17 protein-coding genes are annotated in these 14,577 nt (G+C 59.1%); 7 read left to right on the forward strand and 10 right to left on the reverse strand.

Annotated elements, in window-relative coordinates; genetic code table 11:
- The 4 genes from E4P82_RS20815 to E4P82_RS20830 form a co-directional block, all read right to left on the reverse strand.
- Window positions 1-520, reverse strand: a 520-nt coding sequence (locus E4P82_RS20815) for a S24/S26 family peptidase (RefSeq protein WP_169250670.1), incomplete at its 3' end; no start/stop codon positions are given.
- The gene (locus E4P82_RS20820; protein ID WP_169250671.1) at window positions 517-1,404 is read right to left on the reverse strand and encodes a hypothetical protein; all 888 of its coding nucleotides are present in this window, start codon (window positions 1,402-1,404) and stop codon (window positions 517-519) included. The genes E4P82_RS20815 and E4P82_RS20820, both read right to left, overlap by 4 nt.
- Window positions 1,388-2,470, reverse strand: a complete 1,083-nt coding sequence (locus E4P82_RS20825; RefSeq protein ID WP_169250672.1) for a radical SAM protein — start codon at window positions 2,468-2,470, stop codon at window positions 1,388-1,390. Before E4P82_RS20825 ends, E4P82_RS20820 begins: the two co-directional genes overlap by 17 nt.
- Window positions 2,467-2,709, reverse strand: coding sequence for a PqqD family protein (locus E4P82_RS20830; RefSeq protein WP_246327776.1), 243 nt, complete (start codon window positions 2,707-2,709; stop codon window positions 2,467-2,469). Before E4P82_RS20830 ends, E4P82_RS20825 begins: the two co-directional genes overlap by 4 nt.
- Before the next feature lie 906 nt (window positions 2,710-3,615).
- On the opposite strand from E4P82_RS20830, the gene E4P82_RS20835 reads away from it, so the two are divergent.
- Window positions 3,616-3,933 (forward strand): nucleotidyltransferase domain-containing protein, encoded by a 318-nt coding sequence (locus tag E4P82_RS20835; RefSeq protein ID WP_169250674.1) that lies wholly within the window; start codon window positions 3,616-3,618, stop codon window positions 3,931-3,933.
- A complete protein-coding gene (locus E4P82_RS20840; protein ID WP_169250675.1) occupies window positions 3,930-4,319 on the forward strand; it encodes a HEPN domain-containing protein in 390 nt (129 codons plus the stop codon). Before E4P82_RS20835 ends, E4P82_RS20840 begins: the two co-directional genes overlap by 4 nt.
- Window positions 4,320-4,322: 3 nt before the next feature.
- On the opposite strand, the gene traD is transcribed toward E4P82_RS20840, so the two are convergent.
- Entirely contained in the window at window positions 4,323-4,757 is a 435-nt protein-coding gene (traD, locus tag E4P82_RS20845) for a conjugal transfer protein TraD (protein ID WP_169250676.1), read from the reverse strand.
- A gap of 273 nt (window positions 4,758-5,030) precedes the next feature.
- On the opposite strand from traD, the gene E4P82_RS20850 reads away from it, so the two are divergent.
- Window positions 5,031-5,603: a MobA/MobL family protein gene (locus E4P82_RS20850; RefSeq protein WP_169250679.1), complete on the forward strand. Its 573-nt coding sequence runs from the start codon at window positions 5,031-5,033 to the stop codon at window positions 5,601-5,603.
- A gap of 40 nt (window positions 5,604-5,643) precedes the next feature.
- The gene (locus E4P82_RS20855) at window positions 5,644-6,996 is read left to right on the forward strand and encodes a hypothetical protein (RefSeq protein WP_169250669.1); all 1,353 of its coding nucleotides are present in this window, start codon (window positions 5,644-5,646) and stop codon (window positions 6,994-6,996) included.
- A 231-nt stretch (window positions 6,997-7,227) separates the two neighbouring features.
- Here E4P82_RS20855 and E4P82_RS20860 read toward each other — a convergent pair whose 3' ends face one another.
- Genes E4P82_RS20860 through E4P82_RS20870 form a run of 3 tightly spaced genes read right to left on the reverse strand, consistent with a single transcriptional unit; the run spans window position 7,228 to window position 11,178 of the window.
- Entirely contained in the window at window positions 7,228-7,614 is a 387-nt protein-coding gene (locus tag E4P82_RS20860) for a hypothetical protein (protein ID WP_169250680.1), read from the reverse strand.
- Window positions 7,615-7,619: 5 nt separating this feature from the next.
- Window positions 7,620-10,583, reverse strand: coding sequence for a Tn3 family transposase (locus tag E4P82_RS20865; protein ID WP_079329247.1), 2,964 nt, complete (start codon window positions 10,581-10,583; stop codon window positions 7,620-7,622).
- A 4-nt stretch (window positions 10,584-10,587) separates the two neighbouring features.
- Window positions 10,588-11,178 carry a recombinase family protein gene (locus tag E4P82_RS20870; protein WP_079329246.1) on the reverse strand — a complete coding sequence of 197 codons (591 nt, stop codon included), beginning with the start codon at window positions 11,176-11,178 and terminating at the stop codon, window positions 10,588-10,590.
- 238 nt (window positions 11,179-11,416) lie between these two features.
- On the opposite strand from E4P82_RS20870, the gene E4P82_RS20875 reads away from it, so the two are divergent.
- From E4P82_RS20875 to ampC, 3 genes are all read left to right on the forward strand, one after another.
- Window positions 11,417-11,695, forward strand: coding sequence for an antitoxin of toxin-antitoxin stability system (locus E4P82_RS20875; protein WP_079329245.1), 279 nt, complete (start codon window positions 11,417-11,419; stop codon window positions 11,693-11,695).
- Complete coding sequence (locus E4P82_RS20880; protein WP_011342942.1) at window positions 11,692-11,976, forward strand: type II toxin-antitoxin system RelE/ParE family toxin; 285 nt, start codon at window positions 11,692-11,694, stop codon at window positions 11,974-11,976. Before E4P82_RS20875 ends, E4P82_RS20880 begins: the two co-directional genes overlap by 4 nt.
- A gap of 217 nt (window positions 11,977-12,193) precedes the next feature.
- Entirely contained in the window at window positions 12,194-13,357 is a 1,164-nt protein-coding gene (ampC, locus tag E4P82_RS20885; RefSeq protein ID WP_048709300.1) for a class C beta-lactamase, read from the forward strand.
- A gap of 355 nt (window positions 13,358-13,712) precedes the next feature.
- Here the strand turns inward: ampC and E4P82_RS23930 are convergent, their stop codons facing one another.
- Both E4P82_RS23930 and E4P82_RS20895 read right to left on the reverse strand, forming a co-directional pair.
- Entirely contained in the window at window positions 13,713-14,057 is a 345-nt protein-coding gene (locus E4P82_RS23930) for a DUF805 domain-containing protein (protein WP_420887150.1), read from the reverse strand.
- A gap of 175 nt (window positions 14,058-14,232) precedes the next feature.
- The coding region (locus E4P82_RS20895) for a hypothetical protein (RefSeq protein WP_169250678.1) at window positions 14,233-14,577 on the reverse strand (345 nt) is incomplete at its 5' end.

Below are 14,577 nucleotides of genomic sequence, written 5' to 3' on the forward strand. Positions count from 1 at the left end.
ATCCCCATTCCGATTGACTTGTTAGGCCTGCTTCCCAGAACTGTTGTAGCCACCGTTGCGTGCGCCGACCCAGTTGCCATGACGGTAAGGCGAGCTGAAGAAGTGACAGTCCCAGTGGATTTGTTCGCGCCCATATCAGCCCAGCCACCCACCACAAGCCGTGATTCAAGTTGCGAGGGCGACTGTTGCGCCAAGCAGTGGTGACCCGGCCCAACACGGCATCTGGGGTAAACGGTCCTTCGCAATGCAGTTGTGCGTCGCCACGGATTAAAAACGCCGCGCCGTCCACCCACCGCACGATACGGTGCAACACATAGCGCTCCATTACGTCCGATGAGTCCGTTTGCACCAGCACCATATCCCCCAGACGAAGCGTGAGGGCCGGTTCGAGTTCCACCACATCGCCGTCGCGGAGGAAAGGGAACATGCTGCTGCCGGTCACGGTCATGCGCACCCGCTGACCGCGTTCGAGGGCGGCGCGGACTATAGGCATCAGTTCGCGGCTGGGGAGAATCATCATAATACCGACCGCACCAGAGGAATGACCGCTCTCTCCGGCCGGCAGCGCAGGCGATAGACCGGTACTCGCGCCAGGATGGCATCGAGGTTGGTAAAGGCGCGCTGCATGAGCGCCGGGTCCCAATACGGCAGAAAGGCGCGCGCCGCCAACAGCGAGGCGGTCGCCGCCGGGGCCAGCGGTTGAATGGCGTTCTCCGGCGCTTGCTCCAACACGATCAAGGCCGCCAGCGGCGTGGCATGGTTGCGGGCGATGTCAGCCGTGCCGCCCCAGGGCGTGCCGTAACACATCGGGCCGTTGGCCTCCATTCGCACGGCGATGCGATCATCGTTCATGGCGATCACGCCCGGCTCCTGACACCACAACTCCACTTGCGTGCTCTTGCCGGCGCCGGAATGACCGATGAAGACGATGCCTTGGCCATTGTCGTCCAGGGCGGATGAGTGAAAGACCAGCCCGCCGGTGAAGAGAATGGCGGCGCGTAGAACCAATTCGCCGGCACCGACGTTCAGCAGACTCTGCCAGGGTGTGCCGATACGCTGTTCGGTCAGCGTCAGATCGTTCCACGCTGCATTGGCGCGCAACACGCTTTGTGCCCGCGCCGCCTGGCCTTCGTTCTGGTACGCCAGCACGGCGTAGTCATCCGGTCCATCACGGTACATTTTCCAGATCGAACCGGGGTCGTAAATCAGATCGCCGCGCGGCACTGGCGGAGAGGGGCTTTCTTCCCAACGCAGGGCCACGCGGGCTAACGGTTTTTCCGGCGAGTTCGTCGCGCGAAACGGCCCCAGCCGCCCTTCGATGCCGAGTTCGACGGCAGAGAGTGGGCTGGTTAACTCGATCCAAATATTGGCAATGCGGATGGGAATATTATGCAGGTTGGCCATAACGTCCCTTGCGCGCCTGAGCAATTTCGCACAGATAGGGCACGGGTTCGGTCAGAGTATCGGTTTCCAGTGCCGACCACGCCGGGCAGCGCGGGCAATAAGCGCGTGCGTCGCAGGCTAGGCAAGACGGCGCCAGCGGCGGAGCCGTATCCACAAAGCGCTGCACCTGTTCCCAGGCGGCGCGAAAGCCGGTTTCAAGCGGGCGGGCGGCAGGCAACGGCAGGTCAATGCAGGCGTTCATTTCCCCCCGTGGATTGACGACAAAAGCAGCTTGGCCGGCCTGACAATAGAAATTGCGATCCGGGCCGAGAGAAGCCTCGCGCAAGGCGGTTTCAGTCCATTCGGTGGCGGAAGCGCGGTCGGTCGCTTCAAGAGCGACACACTCGGCAGCGGACAGGCGGCAGGCGGCAGCCTCCGACGGGGCGCCGTCGCGCCGTTGGGAGAGCAGCCAGCCGGCCGAGAACGGCAGGCCCCAGTCGTGCGCCATCTGGCGCATGGCGTCCAGTTCGCCCACGTTGTGCCGGGTGATGGTGGTCTTGAGGCCGAGCGGGACGCGGTGTTTGACCAGCGCCTCGATGCCGGCGCAACAGCGGGCGTAACTGCCGGGCACGCCGGTGACGGCTTCATAGGTGGTGGCGGTGGCACCGTAGAGCGTGATTTCGGTGCGGCTGGGTGGAGCCTCCGCCAGACGTGCCGCGCGCGCCTCGGTGATGAGCGTGCCGTTGGTGAACAGGGTGAGGATGAGGCCCAGGCGGGTGAGCGGTGTGTAAATCTCGAAAAAGTCGGGACGCAGAAAGACTTCGCCGCCAGTAAGGAGCAAAAAGACCATACCGTGGTCAACGGCCTGACGCGCCAGTTCCAACCACTCTGGCGTCGAGAGTTCCTTGGTGCGCACCGCCTGATCCCCAGCCGCCTGGCGGACATAGCACATCTGGCAGGTCAGGTTGCAACGCTCGGTCAACTCAAACGTACCGTTGACCGGCTGGCGGCGGGTCGCGGCACGGCGGTGCAGTTCGCTGACCAGCGGGCCATAATCGGTAGGTAAGGCGACGCGGGCGGCGGTCATGACTCCAACAGCCCCATCTTGGCGATCTCGTCCATGAAGGTCTGTACGTCGTCGCGGGCGAGTTCGGGGGTCACGTCGAAGCGCTCCGCCACGGCGCTGGCCAGTTCAACCAGCGTGCGCTCTTGCGCCAGCAATTCCCACACGCAGGCCGCTGTATCGTTCAGGGTGATGAGGCCGTTCAGGTCCATCATCCGCGCCCCGAGCGGCACCAGGAGATTTTCGCCAGCGACGTTTTGCATTATAAAATCTGTTTTGCGTTTCATTTCTTCTCAAAATCAAAATGATCTGACCGGTTTTCAAAACCGGTCAGATCTCATTGCACAAAAAAGCTGGAGCAGATAACCACTCTACGTGAGCTCTTAGACACTAACTATTCTGTCGGGTGTGAGCTGGACAGCCTTGTTTTATCTTTGAGCACGACAGCAACCTCTCCTCCAGCTTGAGGGGGACAAAAGTGAACTTAGGTGGTGAGTAGGGCTGCTTGGGTTTGTCTAAAGTTTCGCTCTTAGGCTCAGTTGAAATTACAGTCGATTGTTTCATGAGTTCTCCTCAAAATATCAAGAATAGGTGATAGAATTACCTTAATAAGTCGGTTAAAAAGTAGATGTTTAATAACCGGTTTTTGAGCCGATTAATTACGGGCTATTATGCGGTTTTTTTTGCGCCGCTACAGCTAACTTAGTACGGTTTAACTCTATATAATGCTACCCAACTTCTTCAATGTCGGACTTGCGTAGGGTTTACGAGGGGCCGCGCGTTTTTTTATCCATGCTGTTCTCTACTCGTATTTATGCAATAAAGACTTTACACGCTTTAATTTCTAAGCTACAGCCTATCGCTTTCAGCTCATCCATAAGGTTGATGAAGTCTCGCAGCGAACGGGCCAGTCAGGCAATTTTTTCAAATAACAAGCATATTATACTTTGTAACGAGTATTTTGAGATAGTTCGCCAACTTAGGGTGTTGGACATGTGCTCCCCGTGGCCTTGTCGGTAAAGACGCGCTCAGTCTAACTGTTGATTTAGTAGTGATGCGAAGTTGTGCTAAAGCTCTTAATTTTTTGACACATTGATCTTGAACATGCGGCGGTATGTAGCAGAGGGTTCTCGTTGTGGCAGGTGCGAGGCTTATGCTAAAAATCTCACATGACTACCGCAAATCCCATTGTTCTATCCAAATTCCGCGCCGCGCTCGATGCGCTGTACGGTGACCGGATCGAGCGCGTGGTTCTGTTTGGGTCACGGGCACGAGGCGACGCGCTCCCTGATTCCGACTATGACGTGGCCGTGTTTCTCAAAGACCTTGCCGACCGCTGGGTGGAAGCCGACAAAATCGCGATGATCGCCACGGATGTTTTGGATGAAACGGGCGAAGTCATTCACGCCATGCCGTACCGGGCGGGCTCGTATCGGGAGCGCACGCCGCTCATGCACGAGTTGAGACGGGAAGGACGCGATCTGTGACGCCGGAGGCTGACCGCTATCTCGAAAAAGCGCGCCAATGCCTGAGCAACGCCAAGGCCGCCCTTGGCTATGGACTCAGCAACGATGCCGGGCGCGGCGCTTATCTAACGGTGTTCCATGCCGCGCAAGCCCTCATCTTCGAGCAGACCGGCAAGGTTGCCAAAACCCATCAGGGCGTACAAAGCGAGTTTCACCGGCTGGCAAAAAGCGAGCCGCGCATCGATAAAGCCTTCGCGCCCTTCTTGGGCCAGGCCTATAACCTGAAAGCTGTAGCCGACTACGAAACGGGGCCAGACTCCAATATTCCGCTCGAACGGTCGGCGGCAGCCCTTGAAACCGCAACTCGCTTTGTCGCGTGTATTGCAGAGCTTTTGGCGACTTCCTAACGCTCACTGCGCTTTCGCAGCCGCCTCCGTCTTACGAGCCAGAACGGCCTGACCTTTAGTCTTCCACTGCGCCCAACGGGCGGGATCATCGAGCTCGGCGAGTGCCGCCAGGGCGCCGGCCAACTCGGCGGGATCACGGGACTCCAAGCCGACCAAATCGAACAGCAAGCCCTGCTGAATCAAACGATGGTTACGGGCCTTGCGGGCGGCGGCCTTCTCCTCGGACACCACCTTCGCGGCCAAGCCCCGCAACTTCGCAAAGCGCTCATCGGCCTTCTCGGCGCGGACCAACACCGCCAAATGACGGTCATCGGCGGGCGAGCGATCCGGCTTCTCGGCCAACATCATCAACAACCGCTGCGGTTCGCTCGGCGCTTTCAACTGACGCAAATACGCCACGCGATCCGCCAACCACCGCGCATTCGCATTCTCGGACATCCGAACTCCCTCCTTCGCATTGACTGCCGCCAGTGTAACACTCTCCCGTTGCCACCGAGCTCTTATCGGCACACCGCTGTCCGATGGCGATAACTCATCCTTACCGTGTCAACTAGCGTAACTGGTGGATAGCCGCTAGAATCCTTTGCTTAAGCAAAGGCGCGCTTAATGGTTTCTTGTCACCTCCCTGTCGGTCGTCGCCAAGAAACCGCGCGGTCGAGGGGGCTTTGCCCCCTACGACGTACCCCAGAAACCGAAACGCGGTTGATCGACATGGCCCTGGCCCGACTCTCGATGAAATTTGGCAAAGCGGGAAAAGCCGCCGCGCATGCCGCCTACATCGCGCGGGAAGCCCAATACGCCCGACGGCTCCATCATGGTGAAGGGCTGGAAGCGAAGGAAACCGGCAACCTCCCGGCCTGGGCCGACACCGAACCCAACCGGTTCTGGCAAGCCGCCGACACTTACGAGCGCGCCAACGGCACCACCTACCGGGAAATGGAAATCGCACTCCCACGCGAACTGACTCCCGCGCAACGGCTCGCCCTGGTGCGTGGATTTGTTCAACAAGAACTCGGCGCTCACCACGCCTACCAATGGGCCATCCACAATCCTCAAGCCGCCGACGGACACGAACAACCGCATGTCCACCTGATGTTCTCCGAACGGCGGGTGGATGGCATCGAACGCGATCCCGAGCGCTACTTTCGCCGTCACAATCCGAAAGCCCCAGAGAAAGGCGGCGCGAAAAAAAGGCTACGGTCCCTACAGCAGCGGCTATCTCAGCGCGGCGGAGCGAGTCGCCCACCTCAAAGGACTGCGGCAACGCTGGGAGATTGCCTGTAACGCCGCCCTGGAACGGGCGGGTCGGCCGGAGCGGATCGACATGCGCAGCCACTTTGAACGAGGGTCAACGATCCCGCCGGAACGCAAGCAACTCCCCAGCGAATGGCGGCAGCCCGAAACGCGGGCGGTGGTGTTGGCCTTTCGGCAAGCCCGCGCCGAACGGGCGGCAGCGCAAGCCGGGCTGAACCAAGCCCTTCCCAATTGCGGCGCGGCGATTGTCCAGCTTGAAGCCGAACGGCAACGACGGGCCGAAGCCGCCGAACGACAAGCGGTTCTCCAGCAGCGAGCACTCGACCACATTCCCATGGCGTTCGGGGAGTGGCTGCAACACTCGGATCATCAAGACCATAGCCACTTCCAACGCACGGCCGACGAATCCTGGACAGCCCATCGGGAACGCATCCTGCCGTTGCTTCGGCAGATCGTGAGCCGTTTGGCACCGGAGCCACACCCCGCCGAAGCGATCCATGTCGTCACGGAGCGGTGCTATGCAGCGCTGAAAGCCCAGGTCGCCAAGCACGAACAACAAGCCGAGGACGCCGAACGCCATGCCCTGGAAACGGTCATCTCGACCCTCATCGCCGAGCTGCCACAACGGCTGGACGACGAGGCGTTAGCGTTCTTCCGAGCTGTGAAAGCCGACGCGGAGAACGCTCAACAAGCCAAACAATGGGTGCTTGAAGCTCTCAGTGAATCCCTGTGCCGACGACTCCAGGAAGCCGGCTACACGACTCCTCCCACCCCCGAACGGCTGGACGCGGCGGCCCGACGCTGTTATGAGCCGGTCATGGCGCAGGTCGCCGCCCGAGAGGCGCAGAAACAGGCGGAACGCGAACGGGCGGCGGCGGAAGACGCCGAGCGCCAACGCTTGCTCGCCGTGGATCTCCACGCTCTGGAGCGCGACCGGGCGCAATGGCAAATGGAATTGGAAGCCCTGCAACGAGCTCGTCCCCCGAATGCCGTCCAACTCGCGACGCACTGGGCCGGACTCACGCCGGCGCAAGCCCACCGGCAAACGGCCCACCGGCAGCTCGAAGCGGTCACCGACGCCTTTCACGGCTGGAACCACTCGGCGGCGAGCTGGTTCGGGCTAAAGCGCGGGGAACGGCAGGAATGGGAACAGCGCATCCAGCACGCCGAAGATGCCGCAGCCCAGGCGGAACACGACTACGCAGCAGCCCAGCAGCGGTTTCATGAGCTATTACCAGCGGCCCGCGATGCCGTGCAACGACAGGCCGAGCAGCGACAGCAGCAAGCGGCGGCATTACAGCAGCGGATCGACGAATGTGAGGAACTGATGAACCACGCGGCACGGGTGCAGTTTGAGGCGCGCGGGCAACACCTGCCGCAGTGGCCCTCTTCCAAACCGAGGCCTCCCACGCCGAGGGGGTGAGTCAAGAGATTCAAGATTTCACGATTCGGGCGCGAATCGTAAATTTCGTGTGAGAAATGATAAGAAATAAGCGGTTTTTAAGAAAATCTGGATGCGAGACTAGGCGAATTTTTTTCAAGGATAACGTCACGCATCACTGGCAGCAAAAAGCAGAGCGAGGAACGAGCAGAGCTTTATACTATCCGCGTGAATGCGATTGTTAGCACAGATGGGCTCTATGCTTCATAGTAACTACTTGAAATAATTTAAGTTACTTGTATCAACACCCTTTAAAGCTTCACGTTCTAGGTGATATTGCTCTTGCAATTTATTTTGTTTACGTTGTTCCGTCAGTTTTTGTTGTTCTATTGCCATTCTTGTTTGCCGCTGTGTCGCCTCCTGCTGTGACTCGCATTGCCTAAATCCATCGGACCATCCTTGTGCGTACTGGCTATCTTGTTCAAACCGCCTTGTATCCTTCTTGAATTGATCAAATAAACTTCCCCCGGCTTTATTTCCACTATGGCAACCATCATCGAATCCCTCAGCATACGATAGCGGGTAACCTTCTTTGATCATTGTTTCCTTCTGGGTAGCACATCCGGGGGTAGACCAAGCAGTCGTGTCACCAGCCGCCATCTCGATCACGGCAGGTCGAGCCGGGTGTTCATATCGAGATCGAACCGACCATACGGGTTGACGTGTTCCCAGATCAGCGGCGTCAGGGCGGCATAGTCGCGTGGTGTGAACCTGCCCTGCCAATGCGGCTGTGCCAGCACCTTCTGGATCATCAGCGTGTTGATGTAGACCATACAGTTCTGGATCAGGTGCAGCGCGAGCATGCTGACCTCGTGATCCTCGCGGCGGTTGCTCGCCATCTCGCCCCGGCGGGCGAAGAACACGAAGTCGGTCGCGCCGTTCCACTGCTCGACTACGTTCAGCCCTTCGTTGATTTCCCGGCGCAACGCCTCGTCGTGCAGGTAGCGGCACAGGAAGATAGTCTTGATCGCCTTGCCCAGCTCAGCGAATGCCTTGTAGGTCGGGTGCTGCACGTTCTTCTTGGTGAAGCGGCGCAGGATGGCTTCGGTTTCCCCTATCCCCAGGCGCAGCGCGGTGGCGTACTTGACCATCTGGTCGTACTGTTGCCGCACCGAGTCCCAGTCGATGGGCTTGGTCAGAATCTGTTGCAGGTTCGCGTAGGCGTCGGCCTTGCCGGTCTCTGGCCGGTACAGCTTCTGTGAGTGGATGGCCTTCAGCCGTGGCAGCAACTGGAAGCCCAGCAGGCGGCAGAAGGCGAACGCCACCGTGCTCTGGCCGTGCGAATCGACATACTGCCGATCCACCTCCATCTCGGTGCAATGGTGGATCACGCCCTCGATCATCGACGCCACCTCCGACGACGACGGCGACTTGAGCTGCGAATGGATGCACAGCGAGCTGCGCTCGACATGCCAGTAGATCATCACGCCGCGCCCGCCGTAGCGGACGTGCCATTGCGTGGTGAGGTTCTGATCCCACGCGCCGAAGTGTTTCGAGTCCGACGCGCAAGCGGTGGTGCCGCTACCCCAGATCGCCGGGTTGCGGGCTTGCAGCGTGCCGTCTGCGACGATGGCAATCGCGCGGCGCATCGCGTCCACGCTGATGTAACGGCGGCGCACATAGGCCAGGTCGCGGGCCGTGGTGCCGGAATCCAGCCCGGCCATGCGCTGCAAGCCAGCATTGGTGCCCAGGCCGTGCAGACACAGGAGCAGGCGCGGCTGCAACACCGAGCGATCCATCGACTCGTAGGAGGTCGGGCTTTTCAGGGCATCGGTAAAGCTCAACCGCAGATCGGCTTCCTTGACCATATCGAGCAGGCTGGTCATCGGCCAGAGGACATTGAGTTCGGCCTTTAGCGCGGTCAGATTGGGGGGATCGGGTTGCGCATCGAGCGGCGTCAGCGTGATCCAGCCACCGCCCTTGCTGCTCAGCCGGACGGATGGGTTCTTCTTCAAGCCAGCGTCGAAGGTGGACAGCGCCGCGCGCATTTCGGCCTGCAAGTCGGCGATGAAGCGCTCCACATCGAGAGGCAGGTTCAGCGCCCGGTAGTAGTCCTCGCGGTTTTGCTCGAAGTCAGCCGGCAGATCGTCGTCGGGGTTGCGGTAGCGGTTCGCGCCGACCACCCAGATTTCCTTGCAGCGCAGCCGCTCGCGCAGGGCTTCCAGCACGGCGATTTCATAGGTGACGCGGTTGACCCGATCCCGGCCGGCGGCGTCCCTCTCCATGACGGCTTCTCGCCACAGGCCACGTACCACGCCATCGAGCGGCACCTCCATGTCGGCCGGGAAGGTATGCACCTTGGTGTCGGCAAAGCGCTTCACCAGGTCGAGCGCGTCCATCACCGGGCGGTGGCGGTCGTTGTTGGAGCGGAATTCCAGCGCGGCCAGCAAGGTCGGTACCATGCGCCGGTAGTGGCCCTGGTAGGAATTGCGGATCACAGTGCGCAGGGTGATGCGGTAGGTTGGGCCGGTGGCCTTCCACTCCTTGACCAGATCGCGCAGCGTCTGCTCGCCGACCACTGGAAACACCACGTCGCGCACCACGCCGTCCGGCTGGGCCAAGGTGGCGTCGGCCAGATTGAACAGCAGGTTCTGCTTTCCGGACACGCGCTTGAGGTCCTCCAGCAGTTCGCGTTCGACCTTGCGTTCGGCACGCGCGCCGATCTGGTGGATGGTCTCGATCAGCAAGTCCACCAGGTCGTCGGTCAGGCTGCGGGCGCGCAGGTAGACGAATGCGGCCAGCCAGGTGAGGCGCGCTCCATCGGGATGTCGGCGCAGGTCGCGGGGAACCTCGACCGATACGCGCTGCCGGCAGCGTTCCAGGTCGCGCGATGACGCTTGATCGAAGAGATCGGCGGGCAGCTCGATGCCACGGATCAGTTCCAGCTTCTCCAGTTCGTCCCGCATGCTGGCAAGGCCGGGACGGCCAGGACTGCCGCGCAGCTTCAGCAGAACGGCCGGGGCGCTGCCGGCGGCTTCCCCTTGAGCATCAGTAGCGCTTTCCTCGCTGTCGGTCTTCTCTGGGCGCAGCAAGGCATCCAGACGCTCGCGGGTCGGGGGCGGCAAGCGTTCAAAGACGCTTTTGTGGAAACGGTCTTCGTGGGCACGCAACGCGCTGCGCGCAAGCCGCTCCATCCGCTCGGGCGTTGGCGGCTCGATGGCGAGTTCGCGGCAGCGCGCTTCCAGCCGCTCGATCATCGGCTCAATGTCACCGCCAACTTCTCCGGCAACATGATCACGCAGCCACTCCGTCAGCATCTCGGCATCGGCCACCGTCGCTTCGCGGAAGCCGAAACGCACACGGATTTCGCCGCGCAGCCGCTCGGCAGTGCGGCCCGTGAGGAAGGCTTCGCCGTCGAGGGGCGCGGGTGCGTCAAGTTGTTTGGCGAGCGCGGCTATGCCCTGTACCTCGACTTCGGTTTCGTCGCGCGGGAAACGGCCGCGATCGCGGAAGAAGGTCAGCAGGATGGCAAAGCCCAACCGGTTCGCCCGGTTTTTGGTCATCACCAGTTCGCGTTCGGCTGGCGCCAATACCCACTGATCTTCCGTACTGCCGCCGCCGTCCGCCATACCGCTACGCTCCTGGGGGCACTGACGCGGGCCAGCCGGCCCGCGTCAGAGTTTCGATCAAGGTGGTCCGCTTCACGCCGAAGTTGCGGCACACGGCCGCCTTGGACATGCCACCTTCGAGCGCGGCGATAATGGCATCCAGCTTCTCGCCGGTGATTGCCTGCGGCCGGCCGCCGATCCGGCCACGTTTGCGGGCAGCAGCCAGGCCGGCAACGACACGCTCCTGGATCAAGGCGCGCTCGTACTGAGCGAGCGCGCCGAACACCTGGAACAGAAACTCGCCCGATGGCGTGGTGGTGTCCAGGTTCTCCGTCAGTGAGCGGAACGCCACCCGCTTGTCCTTGAGTGAGGTCACCAGGGCGAGCAGATGCGACAGTGAACGGCCGAGCCGGTCGAGCTTCCACACGACCAACACGTCGCCGGGGCGAACGAATTCGAGCGCCCGCGCCAGGCCCGCACGGTCATCCTTCGCGCCGGAAGCATGATCCTCGAACAGATGCCGCGCATCGACGCCCGCGGCGAGCAGCGCATCGCGCTGCAAATCCGTGCTCTGCCGGTCGGAATCCGACGACACACGCATGTAACCTACCAGCATAAGCGGAAAACCATCAAGAAGAGGTTTCCGCATGGTAGCGTCTGGCGACAGAGTTTTCCGCACAATTTTGCGGCCACTCGGAGCTTGGTGCAGAGGGCTGTTGAAGATCTGTCGACAAACAAATGTTTTCCGACAGGCCTTGGCATAGCGCACGCCCGCCTTGCAGCGTTCTATGAATAGCGCTTAGTAATGACGGCGTATATACTTTGTTAGTATCAAGTGGCAGGAGGCCCCGATCATGTCAAAACAAGCTGTTTTCACGATGAAGCTGGATCCCGAGTTGCGCGCCGAGTTCATGGCCGAAGCCGAGGCGGCCCATCGCCCGGCGTCGCAAGTGCTGCGCGAGTTGATGCGCGAGTTCATTCAGAGCCAGCGCAAGTCGCGCGAGTACGACGAGTTCCTGCGCCGCAAGGTCGAGGCCGGCCGGGCTTCAATGCGCGCTGGATTGGGGCGATCGAACGATGAAGTTGAGGCCGAATTCTCCGCACGGCGTGCCAGTGTGGCGAGCCAGTCGTGAGAGTTGTTTGGACGCCCGAAGCGCAGCAAGACCGTGCCGATGTGTGGGACTACATCGCAGCCGACAATCCGCGCGCGGCGGCCCGGATGGATGAGATTTTCAGCGACGCGGCCGCCCGGTTGATCCAGCACCCCATGCTGGGCAAGCCGGGAAAGATTCCCGGGACCCGCGAGTTGATCCCGCACGAAAGCTATCGCCTGGTGTACCAGATCGACGGCGAAACGGTGTGGATACTGACGCTGGTTCATACGGCCCGCCTGTGGCCGCCTGTGCGCGATTAAGAGATGATCATGGCAACAATGAAACGGCGCGTTGACAGACTGCTTTCGAGCCAGACCGCGGTCGGCGGCAGGCGGCCAGAAGCAGTCACTCATCGCTCCGCGATGCCGAGCCAATTTGCTATCAAATTTTTTAGAATCCCCAGCTCGTAGCGCTACAGCACTCAATTGCATCGCAAGTGCCAGCGTTGGCTTTCCTCCTTCACCCGTAAGGTAAAAATTGAAAAACCGTCTGTTTACTGTCCTTCTGACAGCCGCTGTCTTTGGTCTTGGCTCGGCTGTCAATGCTGCTGAAATTTCCAGTGCTGAAGCAATGAAAGCCATCTCTGCAGCCGTGCTGCCTGCCATGGAAAAGAACCAGATTCCTGGTATGGCTGTGGCATTGGTATTGGGGGACAAGACTTATGTCTTAAACTATGGCGTGTCAGATGTTGAGAAACAAACACCGGTAACTGACGAGACGATTTTTGAGATTGGCTCTATCAGTAAGACCTTCACAGCCACACTGGCGACGCACGCAGAAGCCACTGGGAAGCTGAAACTGACCGATACAGCAGCAAAGTATTTGCCTGAGTTGTCTGGTACGGACTTCGGTAACTTGCAGCTTTTCCATCTTGGAACGCACACCGTTGGCGGCATTCCTCTGCAGGTGCCTGATGAAGTCCAAACTCGGGAGCAGCTTCTGGAATACCTCCGCACCTGGAAGCCTGCGTACAAAACCGGCACGATGCGTACTTATGCAAACCCAAGCATCGGTGCTTTAGGGTGGATAACGGCGAAAAGTTTGGGGCAAGATTTCAGCACCGCCATGACTCAAACCATTTTCCAGCCCCTCGGTTTGACTAGCACTTATCTGAGCATCCCTGCACAGAAGATGTCCAGCTACGCTTGGGGCTACAACAACGATAAGAAGCCTGTGCGTGTCAATCCAGGCATGTTGGACAGTGAAGCCTACGGCATCAAAACCACGGCTACTGACCTGATCACCTTTGTGAAGGCCAACATGGGCATGTTGCCCTTGGATAGCATGCTGCAATCGGCTTTAAACAATACCCGCAAGAGCTATTTCAGCGTAGGCCAGATGACTCAAGACCTCATCTGGGAGGAGTATGCAATGCCTGTTGACTTGCCTATGCTGCAAGAAGGCAATGCTCCCAAACTTATCCTGAATCCAACCCCAGTAAGCGCTAAGGTTCCTGCAGCCACACCTAACAGCAATGTGTGGGTTAACAAGACTGGTGCTACCAACGGCTTCGGTGCTTATGTTGCGTTTGTGCCTGAAAAGCGCTTCGGGGTTGTGTTGCTGGCCAATAAAAACTACCCCAATGCTGAACGGGTAGAAATTGCCCACAAAATTTATAGCAATCTAACCGGGAAACAATGACAGCTTTGGGTCGGCTGCCGTCGCGTGTGCAGTGTCAAAGCTGACATGACAAATACGTGAGATGGGCCGATGCTCGCCGTCCGGTCCGGCTGTTGAGTCTCCCCTGCAGGAGTCACAGCGCTCGTATGTCACGCGCCATCCTAGACGTCAGGCGGCCTCATCCAAACCGGAACAATTTGGACGTGAACGCCAGGGTGCCATTGCCGTGATCGAAATGGCGGCTGGTGACACGACTGCTTGATCTACCCCATCCGGAAAGCAGCAATAAGCAAGATGTAATTGTTGTCATAAGTAATCGATTTACGTTTTTCATCTTCTTTCAGTTTGTGAGTGTCTATTGTGACGAGGAAGTAGATTATTTGCCAAAGCGATTATCACCCGCCGTTCCTCGTAGAACGCCGCATTCGATAAGTACCCAAATCTGACCAATAACAGGAATAAGGTTGAGGAGTACCCACCATCCAGATTTGGCGCGATCATGCCAGCGTTTGATTTGTACAGCTAATCCAATCCACAATATGATGACGAAATTCGCAAGTGTTATGAATCCCGACCCGATAGTCATCGGATTCTCTGGCCCATACGGCCCCATCAACTCCTGGAAGATAGTACCCCATCCTATCAAGATCAAGGTGACCATCCAAAATGGGAGCCGATTTATACGGCCGCGAAAAGAAAAGAGGAGCGACTTTAAATCCATAACATCCTCAGTTTAAGAAATCACGAAATTCAAGATTGGTGCCGAGTCGTGAAATCCTGAATCTCAGGTGTTAAGGGCAGCAGCACAAAAGGAAACCGTTTTGCGCGATCACCTCACGAAACGGAAAAATCGTACGTTAATAACTCGTAGAATCAGTAAATTGCAGCCAGTCGGCTCAATCGGGTGGCATGAACTTGAAGAAGACAACGTTGTTGTGGATGTCCGCCGTACACAACGCCTTCATTCCGGGCGTAGACATGGTTACTTGGCGGCTCCCCATGATGTACGCGTTCGACTGGATCACGCGAACCGAACTCATGCGCTCGTTCACTTCGTCGGCCATCCGGCTTGCACAGGCTTGTTCCTGAGCGTTTGCATCGCCCGTCGCGTCCTTGTTTGACGATGACGAGCGCCGCTGGCGCTCCGGATGTCGGCTGAAGTGCATGTCATGGATGTTGTACTCCCGGTCCACCCAACAGGTGGCTGAACCGCCCGGAAAGATCAAGTCCACCGTGGTCAT

The sequence above is a fragment of the Candidatus Competibacter phosphatis genome (assembly GCF_012939995.1).
In the GTDB taxonomy this organism is placed as follows: domain Bacteria; phylum Pseudomonadota; class Gammaproteobacteria; order Competibacterales; family Competibacteraceae; genus Competibacter; species Competibacter phosphatis.